This is a genomic window from Blastopirellula sediminis (assembly GCF_020966755.1).
GTDB classification, from domain to species: domain Bacteria; phylum Planctomycetota; class Planctomycetia; order Pirellulales; family Pirellulaceae; genus Blastopirellula; species Blastopirellula sediminis.
This window is the reverse complement of sequence record NZ_JAJKFT010000004.1, coordinates 949691-967065: the sequence shown is the minus strand read 5'-3', so window position 1 is coordinate 967065 and position 17375 is coordinate 949691. Positions and strand designations below refer to the sequence as shown.

Sequence of the window (17375 nt, the reverse complement as noted above, 5' to 3'; positions counted from 1 at the left end):
TACGATCGCCAGGTTAAATCAACTTGGTAATCCCCGGCTGAGCGATGATCACCTCCGGCGCGTCTCCCCATTCGTACGCGGCGGGAGAAAGATCTTGTTTGGAACCGAACGCCTGGTCCCAACTGACCTCTTGCCCAGTATAAGTCGCCATCCGTCCCATGATCGCCATCATCGTGCTGTTGGCCATGTAGTTGCCGTCGTTTCGCGGCTTGCCTGCGCGAATGCTGGCGAAGAGTTCGTCATGCTCGACCTGGTACATGCTTTTCGCCTTTTCCGTGAAAGCCCAGGACGAATCCCCTTCGATCGCAATCCCCTTTTCCGAGAGCTGAGCGGTCCCCCGCGAGCCTTGCACGACGGCGCCCATCCGATTCTTGCATCCCTTTTGCTGCCGGCAATTGCTGACGACGCGCGCGCCGCTGGCATATTCGTAGACGACGCTGTGATGGTCGTAGATGTTGCCATACATTTCGTCAGTGCGTACTTGTCGCCCTCCCATGCCGATCGCCTTCACCGGATAGTCGTTCAGCACCCACGCGCAAACGTCCAGGTAATGCACATGCTGCTCGACGTTAAAGTCTCCCGAGAGCCACGTGAAGTAGTACCAGTTGTGCATCTGCCAATGCATGTCGGTCCACGACGCCTCGCGCGTCTTCACCCAAATCGGTCCCCGATAGTCGTCGGCGAAAATCGTGTGCGCCTCGCCGATCGCGCCGTCATGGATCCGCTCGATTCCTTCTTGAAAGCCTTGGTCGTAGCGGATGCAGAGCCCCGAAACGACCGACAGACCTTTCCGTTTCGCCAGCTCGCAGCTCTCCAGCACCGAACGAACGCCAGGTGCGTCGACCGCCACCGGCTTTTCGGCAAAGACATGCTTGCCGGCTTCGATCGCCGCTTTCAAATGCATCGGCCGGAAATGGGGCGGGGTCGCCAACAGCACGACGTCAACATCGCTGGCGATCAACTCTTTGTAGGCGTCGAACCCAATGAATTGCCGTTCTTTGGGAACGTCGATCTTGCTCGCTACTTCGGTCCGCACCGAAAGGGAACGGAGCGAATCATCCAGCCGCGGCTGAAACATGTCGGCCATCGCCGTCAGCTGGACGTTTTGGTCCGCCGTCAACGCTTGCAGCGCCGCGCCAGTTCCGCGGCCGCCGCAACCGACCAAGCCGACCTTCAGCCGATCGTCGCCGGCCGCATGCACCGGACTGACGGACGATAGCAGCGCCGCGCCGGTCGCCGCCAGACCGGCGGTCTTCAAGAATTGTCGTCGGCCATTTTCCGTAGAAGGCCGACTCGTTGGGTATTCCTGCATGACGATTCCCTTAATCCCCGTTTTCCGCCGCGGCCGCTTCCGGCAAGGGACAGATTTCAAAGTTTCGGAAGTAGATTTCGTTCGACTCGTTTTCCAGCAAGATCTTCCCTGCCGAGGGCGTCACGCAGTCGCATTTGTTCACGATGCGTCCATTGATTTTCACGGTGATCGTATCGTCCCGGCAGATGCACTCGACGAGCGTCCATTCGCCAAGCGGGCTCGCGACATCCTTTTCTCCCCGCGTATCTTTCAGCTCTTCAAACCCAACCTGATGATCCGACCACCAGAACTGCCGATTCGTATACGCTGTTCGCTCGCCGCTAGGATCCCAGCGCGGCCGGCCGTCTTTCCCTTTCGTCACGCTACTGAACAGCGCGACCGGAATCGGTTTGCCTGCTTCGTCGTCGCCGCGGATCAGGATAAAATCCCCTTCGCACCCCTGGGCGAGTTGCACTTCGATCGAGGCCATCCAGATTCCCTTCGCGTTGCCGTCAGGTCCATTGGCGTGCAGTAGAATTCCGGAATTGCGAACATACTTGCTGCCGTCCGTTCGCTCTCCCCATTTGTATTCGATCTTCAAGTGGTAATTCTTGTAGGCGTCAGCGGTCGCCAGGTACCCCATTCCTTCGCCTGAGATGCGGATGGCGCCATCTTTCACCGAGTAGGCGTCTCGCGCCGCAGCTCGATCGACAGGCCGAAGATAAGGGACAAACCCTTCCAAATCGACGCCATTGAAAGGATGGATGACCTTGTCGCGCGGCTCCATCGGTTCGGCCGCTGTTAGGACCGCTGGAAAAACGGCCAAGGCGATCAGGATGGCAAGTGGACACCAGGTCATCGGAACTGCGGCCTTCGTTCGTTAGGAGTTTACCTGCTTGAGGCCCGCCACGACGGTCTCTAGGAAGATGCGAGCCCGCTCGGCCAGCTTATCCAGCTCTTCCGGACGTTGCGGTTGCGGCATCAGGGGAGCGAAGATGTTTTCGCAACAGAGCGGCATCAGACGTCCCGTTCGCGCGACGGGATGCAACAAACGATAGTGATCGATTTCCCCCAGCCCTGGCCCGCAGTCCTGGTCGACAGGCCAATTGCGATGGTCCTTGATGCAGAAGCTATGCACGACGTCGGCACACTTGCCGATATCCGGAATCGGATCGACGTTCAAATAGTCCATCACGTTGCCGGCGTCATAGTTCACGCGAATGTTCGGCTCATCGACTTCACGCACGATCTCGGCACAGGCCTGACCGGTTCCGGTATCGCCGCCATGCTGTTTAATGACCAGCATCACTCCATGGTCGCTCGCGATCGGGCCCAGCTTCTTCAGCCGCTCGATCCAGAGGTCGCGACCGCCTCCCTCGGTATGACCAAACGTCAAGACTTGAGGGATCTCCGCCGCCGACGCCTGGCGAATCCGATGCGTCAAGAGCTCCAGCCCGTTCTCTCGCTCCGGATAGACCGTCGAAAACATCATCACCGGCGAGAGCCCCATGTCGCGACACTGACGCGCCAAGCTCTTGGCGTCGGCCAGGGGAGCGTCTTCGCGCAACACCGGCGTGCGCTCCTTTCCCTCCCCTTCCTGATGCGACACGCCCCACGCGACGAACTCAAAACCCGCTCCCTGGATGCCGGTCAGCGCGCGTCGCAGTGGAAAACGGGAATAGGGAAGCGTCATACAAGCGATCTGAAACTTGGTCGGCTCCCCCAAGTCCGAATCTGATCGCGCGGTTTCCAAGCCGACTTGCAGCGTTCCGGCCGCCGCCGCGGCGCCAGTCAGCAAACGCAAGAAGTCGCGTCGGCGCAGATCGTCGTTCGTTTCGAGTGGCGTCATGTTCGTTGCGAGTTCAAGACAGAGAGACACGAACTAAGCGGCTTCCATCGTAACTGGCTTTCTAGCGCGAATAAACTTATTGCCAGTCAGCCAGTGGTTTTTGCGTCACTCGACGGCGATCGTCACGAAGTCATCGACGACCTGCTTCCCGGTAGGAACGGTGAACTCGAACGACTCGGCGCCGGCTGGGATCTCCTGCCGAAACGTCTTGGCCGCGTCCCCTTCTTTCCAACCGTAGATAACTTCCACCTTTTGTGCGTCCGGCGTCTCGTACGTTCCATACGCCTCCAATTGGAAGAGCCCCGTCGTGTGACCTCCCAGGTATAGCTGCACGCGAACGAGCGCCGACGTGACGTTCGCTGCCGCGACGTCGGCCGCACCGGACATCCACCCGCTGGAATACTCATTGTCGGGCGGAAGATCGGCCTTGCTCATGGGGCGCCACGTCTTCCCTTCATCGGTCGAAACCTCCAGGCGAAAGTCGGCCGACTCCGGCGCCGGGACGCGCAGCGCGAACTTGGCGGCGGCGTTGATCTCCAGCAACTTCCGCGGGCTCTGCAGCCGGAACACGACATGGGCCGGCTTGTTGTTGGTCGTCACAAACGCCTTCTCTTCGGCCCGCGTCCGTCCTACGTATTTCAAATTGGGGGAACGCATCTCGGCGACTTCGACCTCTGCCAACTCTTGTTCGCTGAGGGCGAAGTTCGGCTTGAGCGCCACGACGCCGCGGTTGGCGTTTCGATAGACGACGTGGGAACCGTCGCTCGCCAGACGCGGGTAGATCGACTGACTCATTTGGCAGGTCGTCGCAAACGAGATCGCGTTGAGCCCGGCCGACCCTTGCATCGCAAACCGCACCTGCCACTGGTACCGCCCCTTCACATACTCCGTGAGATCAAGCCGAAACGCTCCTTCTACGGCGCCGACATCTCGCCAACTTTGCCCTCCATCGGCCGAGACGCTGACCTGGACCACGCCGACCGCTTCCCCCTGGACGATCAAGCCATCGGTCGCTTTGCCGGCCATCGGATTCGCATCGTCGACCGGATCGCCGGCGATGACGTAAGGGGAAAAATGCTCAAACGTGACGAACGCCGGACGCCCCTGGTTGCCGCACAGCTTGGGCGATCCGCCGACCGCCAGATCGTCCGACAGTTCCACGACTCCTTCCCGCCACTTATCCCCATTCAAGTCCGGCGTATAGACGAACTCCGCATTGCAGTAGCTCGCGTTACCAAGCGCATCGGCTCGATTCAGTTTCTCGGCATGCGTCGCTTGAACCGAGTTCACATAGGTCCAGTTGCGGAACGGGCCCCCTTCGCTCGCCTTCGCATGCCAGAACCGTCGCTTTTCGACGCCGCCGTAGGCGTCTCGATCGAACCGCCGCGTGAACGTTTCGCCGCTCCGCAAACGAACGATGCCCGGCTGAGCGGCATAGCCGGTCGAATACATCCGGTAGAACTTGCCGGCGCCCTGCTTGGCGATCTGCCGCCAACCGTTTTGCATCGCCTCGAAATCGGCCGGCCACGCGAACGGGTAACAAGGAACCGGCGGCCGAGAATGTTTGACCAGGCCTGGATCGCGAGCGACGTCGTCATACCCGGCGACGACCCCATCCGCGCGAAAGAGGAGCCCCGCCATGTCGGTATCAAACGCATGCCAACCGCCGTCATAACGGATTTCGCTATTGGTGTGCCCCGGAAACGCCCGGCGCCGCGGCTCAAACCCGAGCGCTCGCCAATAAGGCTCATTCCAGGCATGCACCGTCCCGCACAGCCCATATCCATACGAGAAGCGTGCAGCGTTCGCATCGTACGGAATCAGCGCTTCGTTCGGCTTGGCCGCGTCCGGCGTTTGACTGCCGGCCAGCCATTCCTGCGGCGACGCCTCATGATATTGATGCTGCAAGATCCACAGGTACATCGCGATCGCTTTTTCCTGCGACGTCTTCGCATCGCGCGTCGCAAACGCCACGCAATCATCAATCGTCTGAAACGCCCCTTCGCCTGGATAGACGGGATGATCGGTTCGTAACGTTGGATCGCCCACTTCCGCGAAAGCGCCGGCGGCAAAAAAGAAGACGCCTAACAGCGCGAGAAGCGCAGGCCAACTGGCATGATTTACCATGGATAATCTTCCTCTTTCCCGATCAGGAACGGTCATGGATCGTAGGCTGGGTCGAGACCCAGCTGCCGCAATTCGCAGCCAGCATTAGATCGCGCCAGAATGAAACTTCCAGCCTTTTCCGTGCTGGGTCATGAGTCAGCCTACGACTACGACACTAAGACGCCGTCTCGCCTTGATACTTCAAGGCGATCACTCCCGCTGCCGTAGCTCCACCGACAACGCCCAACGCGACCGGGGTAAGGCAGAGATAGAGCGCGATTGGATGGCTGCTTCGCATAATGGGGCGTTTGAAAACCGAACCAGCAGGCTGCGACTCGTGAACGACTTCGACCGACGACACGACCTGCTGCGGAGCGAAGGGACTGTAGGCCAGTGAGAACCAGAAGGTGAGGAGATTCGCCCCCAGGAGAAGCCCGAGGACTCCTCCGGCCAGTCCGCCTGCAAAGGCGGACCCGAGCACGCCGCTCGTCTCCTTGACCTGTTCGGCTTTCAGAGCAGCGACGGCTTTCTCCTCTTGGGCCGTCGATTCGTCCGCAGTCCCGCCGGAACTGCTCCCTAAACTTGTCCCATTGATGAATCGCAGTCTTCCGGTGACCGCCCCCAAAAAGAACAGAATCGTTCCGAGGTACCACCCAGCGTGCGACCACGGCATCACATACAGATCCTTGTTCTCGGTCGCAAAGAACTGCGTGCCGATAATCCCCAGCAAGTTGGCGCCCAGGATACCGCCAACCGCCGTCATCCAGAGGATGCCCAGCACCCCCAGAACCCGCTTTCCGATCGTCCACCACATCCGCAAATTTCCCCTGGCCGCCATTCCGACTGCTGGCTCGAAACGAACTGAAGTTTCCCCTGAATCAAGGCTATTCGACGACCGGGCCAAAATCTTGCGCGATTCGATCCCGGGATGCCCCTGTTTTACGTAACGCCGAAGAAAAAGGAGTTCATCGACGTCGTTTGCGACTGGACGGCGGACATTCTCCTCTTGGACGCCGCTGGCCGCCTATCCTATTGAAGCCAACTCGGCTTCCAGATTTCGTTGCACCATGTATCCCTCAAAAGAATCAATTCCTATGTCGATGTTAGGACGGAACTCAATTTCACCGTTCTCGGACACCCGCATCGAGACAACTGGTCCCGTAAGTCCCGGCTGAGGATACACCCTGTAACAGCCGGGGCGTAATCCATCCCGCCCTAGACGACTCACGCGAAAAGATATTGAGTTTCTCAGCAAACGCTCCAACTCGCGTCCCACATCGTAATTTGGCGCTTCGTCACGATCCATGAGTTCGTCAAGCTTTGTTACCTCCCAGTGGAGGTAACCTGCAAACTCCTCTTTGCTTCCGCTTTCGCTCTCAAAGAGATCGAGAATCGCTCGCTTTAAGACGATCCAGTACATGGCTGCTCCAATTGAGGTCTCTTTGCCGAAATCTGCGGACCTTCGTGCAAGGTTTCCTATCCCTATTACTTGAGAGCGCGGGCGCCATGCGTTTAAGGAAATGACCCTGCCGCCTGAGCGGCTCGTTAACCAATGTAAATCTCAATGCCTGCGTTTGCACAATAATCTGCGATCAGATCGAGAACGCGTTTGCAGCGTGACGCCGGATTGTAATTGTCGCTCAAGTCTGGATCCACTTTCTTTAATTCCTCGAACAACACGTGGAATTCCGCCAGGATCTCGCTACAGTTTTCTGGAGTGACGAGCAGGCCAGCGGAGACAAGGTGTTCGAGGTAGATCAACTCCCTGCGTTTAATGATCGGCATCCAATAACGTTCCAGGCCAGAGGAGCCAATCACGGGAAAGTAATCCCTTTCCCCTCCATCTTTACCGTCGACAAAGACTGTTATTCCCATGCTGCGACGCTTTTGTTTTGAGTAGAGAGGAACACCGCGGTGGCGCCTGGCGATTGCCGTAGCCTCTGTCCAACATTCTTCGCCCATGACCTACATAATTAACGACCGCCTCAAACTCGGAAGCGTTTGATATAGCCTATTGAATCCTTCAGAAGTCACATTTGTGCCATCAACGCTAAGAAACGCGAGCTCATTAGCACTCGAAAGCGCAGCTAACCCGGCATCGGTTATGTTCGTATCATCGAGCCAAAGCATCTTAAGATTGGGAAGCGTTGCGACGACACCCAGCCCGTCGTCGTCAATGCTTGAATCGCTGAGCTTCAGCCTCTCGATGCTCTTAATCGTCGCAAGACGCGAAACTCCGGCGACTGAAATCTCTCTGCAAGCCACCAGATTCAGCTTTTTCAAGCTTGCCGTCTTGTCGCGATCAAATCCGGTCCCGGTGATTCCGGTATTAAAAAGATCCAAATTCTCAAGTTTGGGAAGGAATCCCAGAATATCTAACGAGGCGTCTGTTACTCCGGATTCAGCGAGAGACAAATACTGAACTTCTCTTGCATCGGCGTCCCTGAGTAACGCCAACGCTTCCTCGTCGATCTCTTTACCACGAAGACCTATCCCAAGAATTGATCCACAATTACCAATTTCTACATATCCGCCAAGTCGTTCTATTGATTCTTTCAGGGTTCGTCTCATTCCTTACTTCCGAATGTTTCATCTTGAATTCGAATAGCGCTTTTGGCTTCGTGCGGCGGGACGACGCCGGCAATAGCTACCCTTTCAATCGAACTCCACGCCCTTCGATATACTCCAGTTCCCCAACGTCGTAAAGTTCCACGAATAACGCCTCTAGCTCGCGATGTTCGATGACGCCATCCGGCAAATACAACAAGAATTTGAACGGGGTATAGACGATGTCGCCTTGCTGGTCGTAGTCAAACGAAAGATGTGCGTTCTTGAAAAGAACCGTACATCCCCGTCCATGTATCGAGAATTCAACTTCCTCATTCGGCCCAGCCAGGCCGATTCGCTCGATTTCGCCTTTGCGCCACAAGGAACCAGGGTTGGCTCGCCCAAATTGATGAACGAATATCGCGATCACTTCACGAATGAGCGATTCGAACTCCTCCAGTTTCCCTTTCAACTCTTCAGAATCCATCGCCTCGATTCCAATGACGCTTCTCCTGCGGTGAATTCGTCCCTATTTCTCGCCAGCGTCCCCGTCGCGCGGAACGATCCGCACTGCGTCCAGGCCGAACATGTACGCTTGGACCGCTTGGGGATTCGCTCCAATGATCTCCACGTGCAGGGTGTGGCGGTTTCCTTTGGCGGCGATTTTCGGGAAGCGCAATACGCCGGTCGTCACAACGTTGTTCTCGTACAGATCGATCGGCTCGCCCAGCTTTTGATCGTCCAGCCAGAGCTGCACAATCCCATAGTCCTTGGCGCACGTCAGTACGACCTCCAGATCAATCGTCCCGGAGAACTCCGGCAGTTCGACCGCCAATTTGCCTTTCGGCTTGCCGCCGGTCCAAAAGAGCTGCGCGTTTCCGCTCCAACGATCCGACTTGAATCCCCCCATCGCCTGCACGCCCACCTGGCCGGACGTTGGTCGCCCCGAGAGCGACTCTCCTTCGATCGCGCCGGCCATCCGTCCATCCTCGTCCAAGACGGCCTTGGCCCCGCGTAGATTGTTGGCGGCGCTGCTCGCCGCAGAACTGTCGGCGTTTAGTGGTTTCGGTTGCGCGGCTTGCCACTGCTGCGGAGAAACCGCCTTGGCGGAGTGCATCAGCACATGCCCTCCTTTCATCCCTCCCACGATGATTTCCGGAAGCTCATCCCCATTGAGATCTTGGATGGTGATCTGGCGCCCGATTCCCGCTTCGCCGTCCGCCTGGTACGGAATCCAATCGATTCCTTGTTCGCCGCGGACCAGCTTGAACCAATAGACGACGGCGCCGGCGTCCCATTGCGGAGCTTGCCGGTGATGCGACCAATACGTCTTCCCGGTCACGATATCCTTCAGGCCATCGCCATCCATATCGACGAGCCCGACGGCGTGCAGTTCGCTAAACACGACGCCGTAGCGATTTTCGATCGGCCGCGATCCCATGATCAGGTGATGCTTGAATGCGACGTCGTTGCCACTGCGCACCTGTTCGTACCAGCCCAAGCCAAAGGCATGCGCCGAATGACTCGTAATGACGTCATTGTCGCCGTCCCCATCGACGTCGTACGCATACATATCCGCGCCGCCAGGCCCGGCGCAAAAAGAAATCGCATGATTGCGCCACCGCGATTTTTCGGGAACTTCCCGCGGCTGCTCCAGCCATCCCTGGGGATGCAAGATGTCAGGTCGACCATCGCCATTGACGTCTCCGACGCCGAGGCCATGCCCAAAACGGCCGGCGCCGGTATTCTCCGAGACGGCATGAAACGTCCACGCGCCAAACGGATCGTCCCGATCCATCGCAACGAACCCAAAGAAGCCGTCGTGCGTGCAGACAAGTTCCGGGCCCTCGTCACCAACCAGGTTGACCAGCTGCGGAGACTCGTTGTTGACGCCGTCAAAGACGCGATGCCGCTTCCAGTGTGCGTCCAGACCATCCTTCCCGGGGTTCTCGTAAATCACGGCGGAACTCCCCGGCAAGCCGACCATCATGACGTCATTTGCGCCATCCCCGTTGAAGTCGTAAACCCAGCTAAAAAACTTGTCGGCGTACTTGTTCACATCCTGCGGCGTCGCGACGTCGATTTCATACTTCGTCTTAAAGTCGGGCCCGGCAAACCAATAGGGACCATAGACCACGTCCGGCACGCCGTCGCCGTTGATGTCGCCGGCGCCGGCGCCTTCCGAAAAATAGCTCTCCGTCAGCGCGATCCGCTGAAACGAATGGAGGCGATCCTCTTCCGCAACGGCCGCGGCAGTAAATGCTCCGATCGCCAAGAGAAGCCCAACAAGCCGCCAGGTTGCCGTGAAACGTAGCATGATCGTCATCTCGAGTGGGGTGAACGAGAAACAGCACGGGCGCCATGGCCAAGCTTGGCCAGGAATGGGGTCATCCACCCGCTGCCGACAGGTCCCAGTCTACGCGATAAATCCATCCAAATACATTTCGGCGGGGCGCTTTCGAGAATTTCCAGCTCAGTCATGGCCATGCTGAGCCGTGGCCATGGCGGCGGGGCCGTTGCTCTATTCCTGAGACGAATCCTTGTCGCCTGACCATAGGCTTAGGGCCTCATAGAGATCAGTGGTAACCTCCGGAAATGTTTCGATTTCATAACCAAAATGCTCCACACGTGCGACAATAAATCTCAAGATATCCGCAATACAGTCGCGTTGCTCTTGCGTTGCCGTGTGCATGCAATCGCTAGAGTCTTTCAACATCCAAATCATGCCCAAAAACTCTTGATCTGCGTCTGGGTATTGTTTATTCCAGTTGTCGCAGAAGAAGACCAAAGAATAGTGCAAGAAGGTGGCGAAATAGTATCGCCGTTCCTCGGTGGGAAGGTACTGAAGCCAGAATTCACGGTATAAGGGGCCGTGTGTTATTTCAACTTCGCTCCAAGCCTTGCCGCTGATATGTTTAAAGAGCGGGCCGAACTCGCGATCCCCTTTTAGATAATCTGGCAGCGTAGGAATTGGCAAGCCTGCCCATGCAGCGTCGAGTTTTCTCAGCAACTCCTCAGCGATCCGCACGTCCCCTTCGTTGGCTTTCATACCACGACCCTCATGATGCAATTAGCGCGGGCGCCACGGCCAAGCTTGGCCATGAATGGGGTCATCAACCCGCTGCCGACGGGTCCCAGTCTACGCGATAAATCAAGCCGAATACATTTCGGCGGGGCGCTTTCGAGAATTCCCAGTCCAGTCATGGCCATGCTAAGCCGGGCCCATGGCGACCGGGCGGCGGCGCGTGCTCGCCAGGAATCGATAGCGTCCTCTTCCGCTGTTGTGGTCCTTGAAAAAAGTTGACGCCAGGCGCGGCAGGCATTACGATCGGTTTCCACATAAGGAACCCGTTCAAAATATGGAACTCATGAGCGAACAAGCGATTTTAGAGCCCGAGGCGGCGTTGGCGCCTGCGCTGGAGCGCGGCATGAAGATCCTGGAGCAGCTGGCCGCGCAGCCTAGCGGGGCGACTCTGGCGAAAATCAGCGCCGAGCTGGACGCGCCGAAAAATTCGACGCTCCGCTTGCTTCAGACCCTGGTCGCCCTTGGTTATGTCGCCCGGGATGAATCTCCCTCCCGCTATCGCCTGACGGGCAAGCTTCTGAATATCGCGCACCCACGCGTGCATGGCGTCAGTCTCGTGCAATGCTCTCTCGATGCGATGCGAACCCTGCGGGACCAGGTCGGAGAGACCGTCCAACTCGGACTTCCGACCGGAGATGAAGGGGTGATTATCGAGAAACTGGAAAGCACGTCGGCCATCCGCATTGGCGTGGAGCTCGGGCTACGTTTCGCGCTTCATAACAACGCCCCCGGCAAGATTCTGTTGGCTCATCGGCCAGAGGCGGAGCGCGATGCGACGATCAAGCGGATCAAACTAAGCCGCTCCACCGACCGGACGATCACCAGTCGAACCAAGCTGAAGGAAGAGTGCGACCGAATCCTCCACCAGGGATATGCGACCGACTGGGGCGAAGCGGATGAAGGGATTCACTGCGTCGCAGCTCCCATTCATGATCCGCTGGGGACGTTGATCGCGACGATATGGGTCTCCGGCATTGCCGGCCGCATGCCCAAGAAGGTCTTTCCAGACGTTGGGAAAGAAGTGATCAACGCGGCACGCGCGATCGAGAGGAAGATGCAGCGATGACTCGTTCGCTTCCGATCCTGCTGCTGGCGTTCTTCCCGGTCCAGCTGTGGGCCGATGATTTCTTCTTGTCCAAGATCGAGCCGATCTTGCGAACCCATTGCTACGAGTGTCATTCGCATGACGCGTCGATGGAAGGGGGGCTGGCGCTCGACTCGCGGTCAGGTTGGGAGCAAGGGGGCGATTCTGGCGTCGCCGTTATCGCGAGCAAGCCGGACGAGAGCCTGTTGATCCAGAAGGTTCGCTGGACCGACGAAGACCATCGCATGCCTCCTGAGAAAAAGTTGGCCGCGGCGGACATCGCGTTGTTGGAACAGTGGGTCAAACAAGGCGCGCCCGATCCCCGAGTCCTTGACGCACCGAAGTCCGATCCACTCGATTGGTGGTCGCTGAAGCCGCTCAATCCGCCGCCGGTTCCGATCGGCCACGCCAATCCGATTGACGCTTTTGTCGCCTCCAAACTGCAGGAAAGAGGTTTGGAGCCATCCGCCGAGGCGGATCGTCGGACGTTGGCTCGGCGACTATATCTCGATCTTCACGGCATGCTGCCAACGCCCGAGGAAGTCGAAGCGTTTGCGAACGATCCCGATCCACAGGCCTGGGAGAAACTTGTCGACAAGCTGCTCGATTCGCCCCGGTATGGCGAACGCTGGGCGCGACATTGGCTGGATGTGATTCACTATGCCGATTCGCATGGTTGCGAGCATGATGTGAAACGCCCCAATGCCTGGCGGTTTCGCGACTACGTCATCGAGCGGCTCAATGCCGACGTCCCTTGGGAAAGATTCATTCGCGAGCAGTTGGCGGCCGACGTGTTCTATCCCGATCAGCCGCAATTGACTCCGGCGCTTGGATTTATTTCGGCGGGACCGCTCGAATTGAGTCGCGCATCGACCGCGCCGGTGACGTTCGATTACCTCGATCGCGACGACATCGTTACGCAAACCATGGCGGCGTTCGCCAGCACGACCGCCAACTGTGCACGCTGTCACACCCACAAGTTCGATCCCATTACCCAAGAGGATTACTACTCGCTCCAGGCGGTCTTCGCCGGCGTTGGCAAAGGGGACGTCGAATACGACGCCTCGACCGAGGTGATGCGTCAGCGGCAGGAAATGGAGGCCTTGCTTGCCGCCGTTACCGCGAAAGACGCCGCCGTCTTGTTGAGTCCCGCGTACGCTCCGATCGTCGATCAGTGGACGGCACGCTGGGAAGAAGGCCAAGCGAAACCGGTGGAATGGCAGCCGCTTGAAGCGGATGTGTTTCTTTCCGCCGGGGGCGCGACGCTGACCAAGCAGGATGACAAATCGATCTTCGCCGACGGCGCCCTCGCCGATGAAGAGCAATACACGGTCACTTCGGCAGTCGATTTGAAACGGGTCACTGCGGTGCGACTCGATGTGCTGAAGGACGAGCGTCTTCCGCAAGGGGGACCAGGCCGAGCCGACAACGGCAACCTCCACCTGTCGGAAGTCGAGATGCAGTGGTTTGCCGCGGGATCCGCGACGCCGGTCAAGCTGAAGATCGCTCAAGCCTCGGCAGATTTCGACCAGGCAGGCTGGACCTCGGCTCAGGCAATTGATGGAGATCTCAAGTCAGGCTGGGCGATTCACCCGCGGGTCGGCGAATCGCACTTCATCGTGTTCGAGTTCGCCGAGCCGATCGACGCCGAGCAAGGGGGCAAACTGGCGATCACGCTCAAGCAGCTTTATCCTCCCAAGCATTTTATCGGGCGATTTCGTTTGTCGATCACCGCTGCGGACGGAGCTTCTGCGCGGATTCTGCCAGAAGAAGTTCGCCAGGCGCTAGAGAAACCAGCGGACCAGCGAACGCCGGCAGAGCAAGTCGCGATCGCGGCGATCGCGCTAGCCCCCTATGCCAAAGAAACGATCGCTAAGTTACCGACGAGAGAAGCGGTTTACGGCGTCTCACCACTCTGGTCGTACGCCAAGAAGCAAGAGGAGCCAATTCCGCCGAAATCGGTTCACTTGCTCAAACGGGGCGATATCGACAAGCCGATTCGCGAAGTCGGGCCGGGGGCGATCTCGGCACTCCACCACTTGCCGGCGCGGTTCGAAATGGCGGCCCCCAAGCAAGAATCGTTACGCCGGGCCGCTTTGGCCGATTGGCTGGCCCATCCCGACAATCCGCTGACCTGGCGAAGCGTGGTGAACCGCGTGTGGCACTATCACTTTGGCCGTGGCGTTTGCGATACGCCGAATGATTTTGGCCGCATGGGAGGGGAGCCGTCTCATCCAGAAATGCTGGATTGGCTCGCGGTCTGGTTTCGTGACAACGCTCAGGGATCGCTCAAGCAATTGCATCGGTTGATTCTGACCAGCCAGACCTGGAAGCAGGCGAGCGTCATCGACCCGCTCCCTGCGTCTGCGCTCCAGGCGGATCGCGACAATCGCTTCCTCTGGCGCATGAACCGCGTTCGCTTGGACGCCGATGCGATTCGCGATTCCACGCTGCAACTCTCCGGTCGATTGGATCTGACGATGGGGGGAGAAGGGGTTGAACAGTTCGCCAAAACGCAAGGGCCTCAAGCGACGCCGGCTCTTGATTACGCGCAATACGACTGGAACAGCGACTCGGCCGCACGCCGGAGCATTTACCGGGTGGTTTGGCGCGGCATTCCCGATCCGTTTATGGAATCGTTGGACTTCCCAGATTTGGGGCTATTAACCCCCAAGCGAAACTTCTCGGTCTCCGCGCTGCAGTCGCTCACGCTCTACAACAACGACTTCATGCTGCATGCTGCGACTTGGATTGCCGATCGCGTGAAACGTGAGTCGCCGGAAGATCAACAGATTCGACGTGCCGTGGAGCTTTGCTGGCAGCGAGCGCCGACGATGACGGAAGAGAAAGCGTTTCAGGCGTACGTCCAAGCGCACGGCTTGGAAGCGCTGTGCCGCGTCTTGCTCAATAGTAACGAATACCTGTTTGTCGATTAGGCTCCCATGGAATCAACGCAGCAAACCGATCGACGCAACTTCCTCTGGACCATCGGAGGAGGTCTGGGGGGCATCGCGATGACGCAGATGCTGGCCCGCGACGCCGACGCCGCGACTTCGACGGCGCTGGCCGCAGGACTGCACCATGCCCCGAAAGCCCGGCGGATCATTCAACTGTTCATGACCGGCGGCGCCAGCCCGATGGACACGTTTGATTACAAACCGGAGCTCGAGAAACTGCACGGCCAGAAGCTTGGTCCAGCGGAAAAGCCGGAAGGCTTCACCGCGGCGCCAGGCGCGCTGATGAAGAGTCCCTTCAAGTTCAAGCAGTATGGCGAAAGCGGACGCTGGGTCAGCAGCGTCTTTCCGCATCAGGCGAAATGGGTCGACGAGATGGCGTTTCTCATGGCGATGGCCTCGAAGACCAACGTGCATGGGCCTGGCACGTACATGATGAACTCCGGCTTTCTGTTGCCTGGTTTTCCGTGCATGGGAGCGTGGATCTCCTACGCGCTCGGTAATCTCACCGATAACCTGCCGACGTTCGTCGTTCTGCCCGACGCCAAAGGCTTGCCCTACAACCAGCGTGGGCCGTTCTCTTCCGGTTTTCTGCCGGCGATTCACCAAGGAACCGTCATCGACGCCGCATCGCCCCAACCGGTGCCTGATCTTTTCGCCAAAGATCAGTACAAATTCGCGACCAGTTCGGCCGACCGCGATGGTTTGGACTTATTGAAGCAAATCAATCAAGCGCACGCCGCCCAAAGGCCGGACGACACGCGACTCGATGCGCGGATCAAGTCTTACGAGTTGGCCGCCAAGATGCAGCTTTCGGCGCCGGAAGCGTTCGACCTCTCGCAAGAAACCAAACAGACCCACCAGGCCTACGGTCTGGAGCAAAGCGTCACCCAGGATTTCGGTCGGCGCTGTTTGCTTGCTCGGCGGCTCATCGAACGTGGCACGCGGTTCGTTCAGGTTTGGAGCGGTCCGCAAGGCGCGACCGGCAACTGGGACAATCATGGCAGCATCCCGAACGAACTGCCGCCGATCGCTCAGAGCGTCGACCAACCGATCGCCGCGCTGATTGGCGATCTGAAGGCCCGGGGATTGTTGGAAGATACCTTGCTGATCTGGACGACCGAGTTCGGACGAACTCCTTTTGCCCAGGGGGGCGATGGCCGCGATCATAACGGCGGCAGCTTCGTTACCTGGTTAGTGGGCGCCGGGGTCAAAGCCGGGACCGCCTATGGCAAGAGTGACGACTGGGGGTACAAAGCCGAAGAAGGCAAAACCTACTGTTACGACTTCCATGCCACCGTCTTGCACCTGCTAGGGATCGACCATACCCGGCTGACGTTCCGGCAAAATGGAATCGATCGCCGACTCACCGACGTCCACGGCCATGTCGTCCACGAGATCTTGCAGTAGAGGAATTCTCGTTTCCCACGGGGCGAGACGGCCCCTGTCGGACGCTTTCCTATCGCGCGCCACTGGCCATAGCCAGTGCTCTCTTCAACGTGTCAGACTGTTACGTCCAATTCTCCCAAGATCGCAAATCTTCTAACCGCTTCCGAGGAAGACACCGGCTTAAGTCCAATGGCGCGCGGCGACTGATTTTGAAAGAATCCTTTTGGGATTTGGTGTGGTTGATTTGTGAAAAGACGCAAAATAGGGAAGCAGGCAATGATTAGGATCTACTGCGAATTTCAAGCAAGATTGCCCGTAGATTTGCTGAAATAACACAACCAAAAAGCATCATAATGCTTGCTATTAGCTGCGCCACTGGACCGATCTCTGGGTTAAAGAAAACATTTATTGCGGACAGGACGGCGAAAACGCCGAACACCCATCCTAACCAGGTGGCATAGTTCATGGCGAAATCTTCGACAAACGAGTTTCGTAATGCTGCGGACCGTGTTGATTTGGAATCAGTTGATTCCGCATGTTGACTTCCTGAAGTTTCACGTGGAGCGGAATCAAGTTCCGAAACGCTAATTAGCTCAGCGTTTCCTTGATCGAATGATGCCCTGATTTCTGATTCATCAGCTGCATCGACCTGGCGCTCTCGAAGTTTTCCATATGTGTCGCGGTACAGAATTCTGAACTTCATTTATCGCCCCTTTCATCACCAGCGCTCAACTCTCGTCCAACGCGCGGGCGCCATGGCCACGGTCTTGCGTGGCCATGAATGCGGTCGTCACCCCGTTGCGGACAGGGCTCAGTCTACGCGACAAATCAGTCCGTATACACTTCGGCGTCGCACTTTCGAGGATTTCCAGTACCACAAACATGGCCACGCAAAGCCGTGACCATGGCGCCCGGCCCCAGCCTACCTGATCGCCTAACGTTGTCTATTGGGGCAAGAAAAGGGGACGGGGGTCTTTTTAAGTCGTGCTCGGAAATGACCCCCGTCCCTTTTTCTTCTTCTTTTCCCAATGTTGTGCTTGCCCGCGGGGTGGTGCAGTCGGACGTTCTCC

General features: G+C 58.0%; 15 protein-coding genes. 3 read left to right on the top strand and 12 right to left on the bottom strand.

Features of this window, described 5'->3' with window-relative positions; translation table 11 throughout:
* Window positions 1-13 precede the first annotated feature (13 nt).
* From LOC68_RS07680 to LOC68_RS07630, 11 genes are all read right to left on the bottom strand, one after another.
* Window positions 14-1312 (bottom strand): Gfo/Idh/MocA family protein, encoded by a 1299-nt coding sequence (locus LOC68_RS07680; protein WP_230217390.1) that lies wholly within the window; start codon window positions 1310-1312, stop codon window positions 14-16.
* A gap of 10 nt (window positions 1313-1322) precedes the next feature.
* A complete protein-coding gene (locus LOC68_RS07675) occupies window positions 1323-2150 on the bottom strand; it encodes a 3-keto-disaccharide hydrolase (RefSeq protein WP_230217388.1) in 828 nt (275 codons plus the stop codon).
* 21 nt (window positions 2151-2171) lie between these two features.
* A complete protein-coding gene (locus LOC68_RS07670; protein WP_230217386.1) occupies window positions 2172-3140 on the bottom strand; it encodes a sugar phosphate isomerase/epimerase family protein in 969 nt (322 codons plus the stop codon).
* Between the two features lie 105 nt (window positions 3141-3245).
* Window positions 3246-5267 (bottom strand): hypothetical protein, encoded by a 2022-nt coding sequence (locus tag LOC68_RS07665; protein WP_230217384.1) that lies wholly within the window; start codon window positions 5265-5267, stop codon window positions 3246-3248.
* A 154-nt stretch (window positions 5268-5421) separates the two neighbouring features.
* Window positions 5422-6060 carry a hypothetical protein gene (locus LOC68_RS07660; RefSeq protein ID WP_230217382.1) on the bottom strand — a complete coding sequence of 213 codons (639 nt, stop codon included), beginning with the start codon at window positions 6058-6060 and terminating at the stop codon, window positions 5422-5424.
* Between the two features lie 210 nt (window positions 6061-6270).
* A complete protein-coding gene (locus LOC68_RS07655; RefSeq protein WP_230217380.1) occupies window positions 6271-6666 on the bottom strand; it encodes a hypothetical protein in 396 nt (131 codons plus the stop codon).
* A gap of 125 nt (window positions 6667-6791) precedes the next feature.
* On the bottom strand, window positions 6792-7208 hold the full coding sequence (locus LOC68_RS07650) for a hypothetical protein (RefSeq protein WP_230217378.1): 417 nt from the start codon (window positions 7206-7208) through the stop codon (window positions 6792-6794).
* A 3-nt stretch (window positions 7209-7211) separates the two neighbouring features.
* Window positions 7212-7817: a hypothetical protein gene (locus LOC68_RS07645; RefSeq protein ID WP_230217376.1), complete on the bottom strand. Its 606-nt coding sequence runs from the start codon at window positions 7815-7817 to the stop codon at window positions 7212-7214.
* A 76-nt stretch (window positions 7818-7893) separates the two neighbouring features.
* The gene (locus LOC68_RS07640; protein WP_230217374.1) at window positions 7894-8280 is read right to left on the bottom strand and encodes a DUF6896 domain-containing protein; all 387 of its coding nucleotides are present in this window, start codon (window positions 8278-8280) and stop codon (window positions 7894-7896) included.
* 42 nt (window positions 8281-8322) lie between these two features.
* Window positions 8323-10110, bottom strand: coding sequence for an FG-GAP repeat domain-containing protein (locus LOC68_RS07635; protein WP_230217372.1), 1788 nt, complete (start codon window positions 10108-10110; stop codon window positions 8323-8325).
* Between the two features lie 204 nt (window positions 10111-10314).
* The gene (locus LOC68_RS07630) at window positions 10315-10842 is read right to left on the bottom strand and encodes a hypothetical protein (protein ID WP_230217370.1); all 528 of its coding nucleotides are present in this window, start codon (window positions 10840-10842) and stop codon (window positions 10315-10317) included.
* A gap of 310 nt (window positions 10843-11152) precedes the next feature.
* On the opposite strand from LOC68_RS07630, the gene LOC68_RS07625 reads away from it, so the two are divergent.
* Genes LOC68_RS07625 through LOC68_RS07615 form a run of 3 tightly spaced genes read left to right on the top strand, consistent with a single transcriptional unit; the run spans window position 11153 to window position 16326 of the window.
* Window positions 11153-11944 (top strand): IclR family transcriptional regulator, encoded by a 792-nt coding sequence (locus tag LOC68_RS07625; protein WP_230217368.1) that lies wholly within the window; start codon window positions 11153-11155, stop codon window positions 11942-11944.
* Window positions 11941-14898, top strand: a complete 2958-nt coding sequence (locus tag LOC68_RS07620; RefSeq protein WP_230217366.1) for a PSD1 and planctomycete cytochrome C domain-containing protein — start codon at window positions 11941-11943, stop codon at window positions 14896-14898. Before LOC68_RS07625 ends, LOC68_RS07620 begins: the two co-directional genes overlap by 4 nt.
* Before the next feature lie 6 nt (window positions 14899-14904).
* Window positions 14905-16326, top strand: coding sequence for a DUF1501 domain-containing protein (locus LOC68_RS07615; protein ID WP_230217364.1), 1422 nt, complete (start codon window positions 14905-14907; stop codon window positions 16324-16326).
* A 259-nt stretch (window positions 16327-16585) separates the two neighbouring features.
* Here the strand turns inward: LOC68_RS07615 and LOC68_RS07610 are convergent, their stop codons facing one another.
* On the bottom strand, window positions 16586-17008 hold the full coding sequence (locus tag LOC68_RS07610; RefSeq protein ID WP_230217362.1) for a hypothetical protein: 423 nt from the start codon (window positions 17006-17008) through the stop codon (window positions 16586-16588).
* Between the last annotated feature and the right edge of the window lie 367 nt (window positions 17009-17375).

Bases quoted from the DNA above. Each gene is read 5' to 3' on its own strand.
- LOC68_RS07665 (WP_230217384.1), bottom strand. From the start codon at position 5,267: ATGGTAAATCATGCCAGTTGGCCTGCGCTTCTCGCGCTGTTAGGCGTC.
- LOC68_RS07625 (WP_230217368.1), top strand. From the start codon at position 11,153: ATGGAACTCATGAGCGAACAAGCGATTTTAGAGCCCGAGGCGGCGTTG.
- LOC68_RS07660 (WP_230217382.1), bottom strand. From the start codon at position 6,060: ATGTGGTGGACGATCGGAAAGCGGGTTCTGGGGGTGCTGGGCATCCTC.
- LOC68_RS07650 (WP_230217378.1), bottom strand. From the start codon at position 7,208: ATGGGCGAAGAATGTTGGACAGAGGCTACGGCAATCGCCAGGCGCCAC.
- LOC68_RS07680 (WP_230217390.1), bottom strand. From the start codon at position 1,312: ATGCAGGAATACCCAACGAGTCGGCCTTCTACGGAAAATGGCCGACGA.
- LOC68_RS07655 (WP_230217380.1), bottom strand. From the start codon at position 6,666: ATGTACTGGATCGTCTTAAAGCGAGCGATTCTCGATCTCTTTGAGAGC.
- LOC68_RS07615 (WP_230217364.1), top strand. From the start codon at position 14,905: ATGGAATCAACGCAGCAAACCGATCGACGCAACTTCCTCTGGACCATC.
- LOC68_RS07670 (WP_230217386.1), bottom strand. From the start codon at position 3,140: ATGACGCCACTCGAAACGAACGACGATCTGCGCCGACGCGACTTCTTG.
- LOC68_RS07640 (WP_230217374.1), bottom strand. From the start codon at position 8,280: ATGGATTCTGAAGAGTTGAAAGGGAAACTGGAGGAGTTCGAATCGCTC.
- LOC68_RS07635 (WP_230217372.1), bottom strand. From the start codon at position 10,110: ATGCTACGTTTCACGGCAACCTGGCGGCTTGTTGGGCTTCTCTTGGCG.
- LOC68_RS07620 (WP_230217366.1), top strand. From the start codon at position 11,941: ATGACTCGTTCGCTTCCGATCCTGCTGCTGGCGTTCTTCCCGGTCCAG.
- LOC68_RS07610 (WP_230217362.1), bottom strand. From the start codon at position 17,008: ATGAAGTTCAGAATTCTGTACCGCGACACATATGGAAAACTTCGAGAG.
- LOC68_RS07675 (WP_230217388.1), bottom strand. From the start codon at position 2,150: ATGACCTGGTGTCCACTTGCCATCCTGATCGCCTTGGCCGTTTTTCCA.
- LOC68_RS07645 (WP_230217376.1), bottom strand. From the start codon at position 7,817: ATGAGACGAACCCTGAAAGAATCAATAGAACGACTTGGCGGATATGTA.
- LOC68_RS07630 (WP_230217370.1), bottom strand. From the start codon at position 10,842: ATGAAAGCCAACGAAGGGGACGTGCGGATCGCTGAGGAGTTGCTGAGA.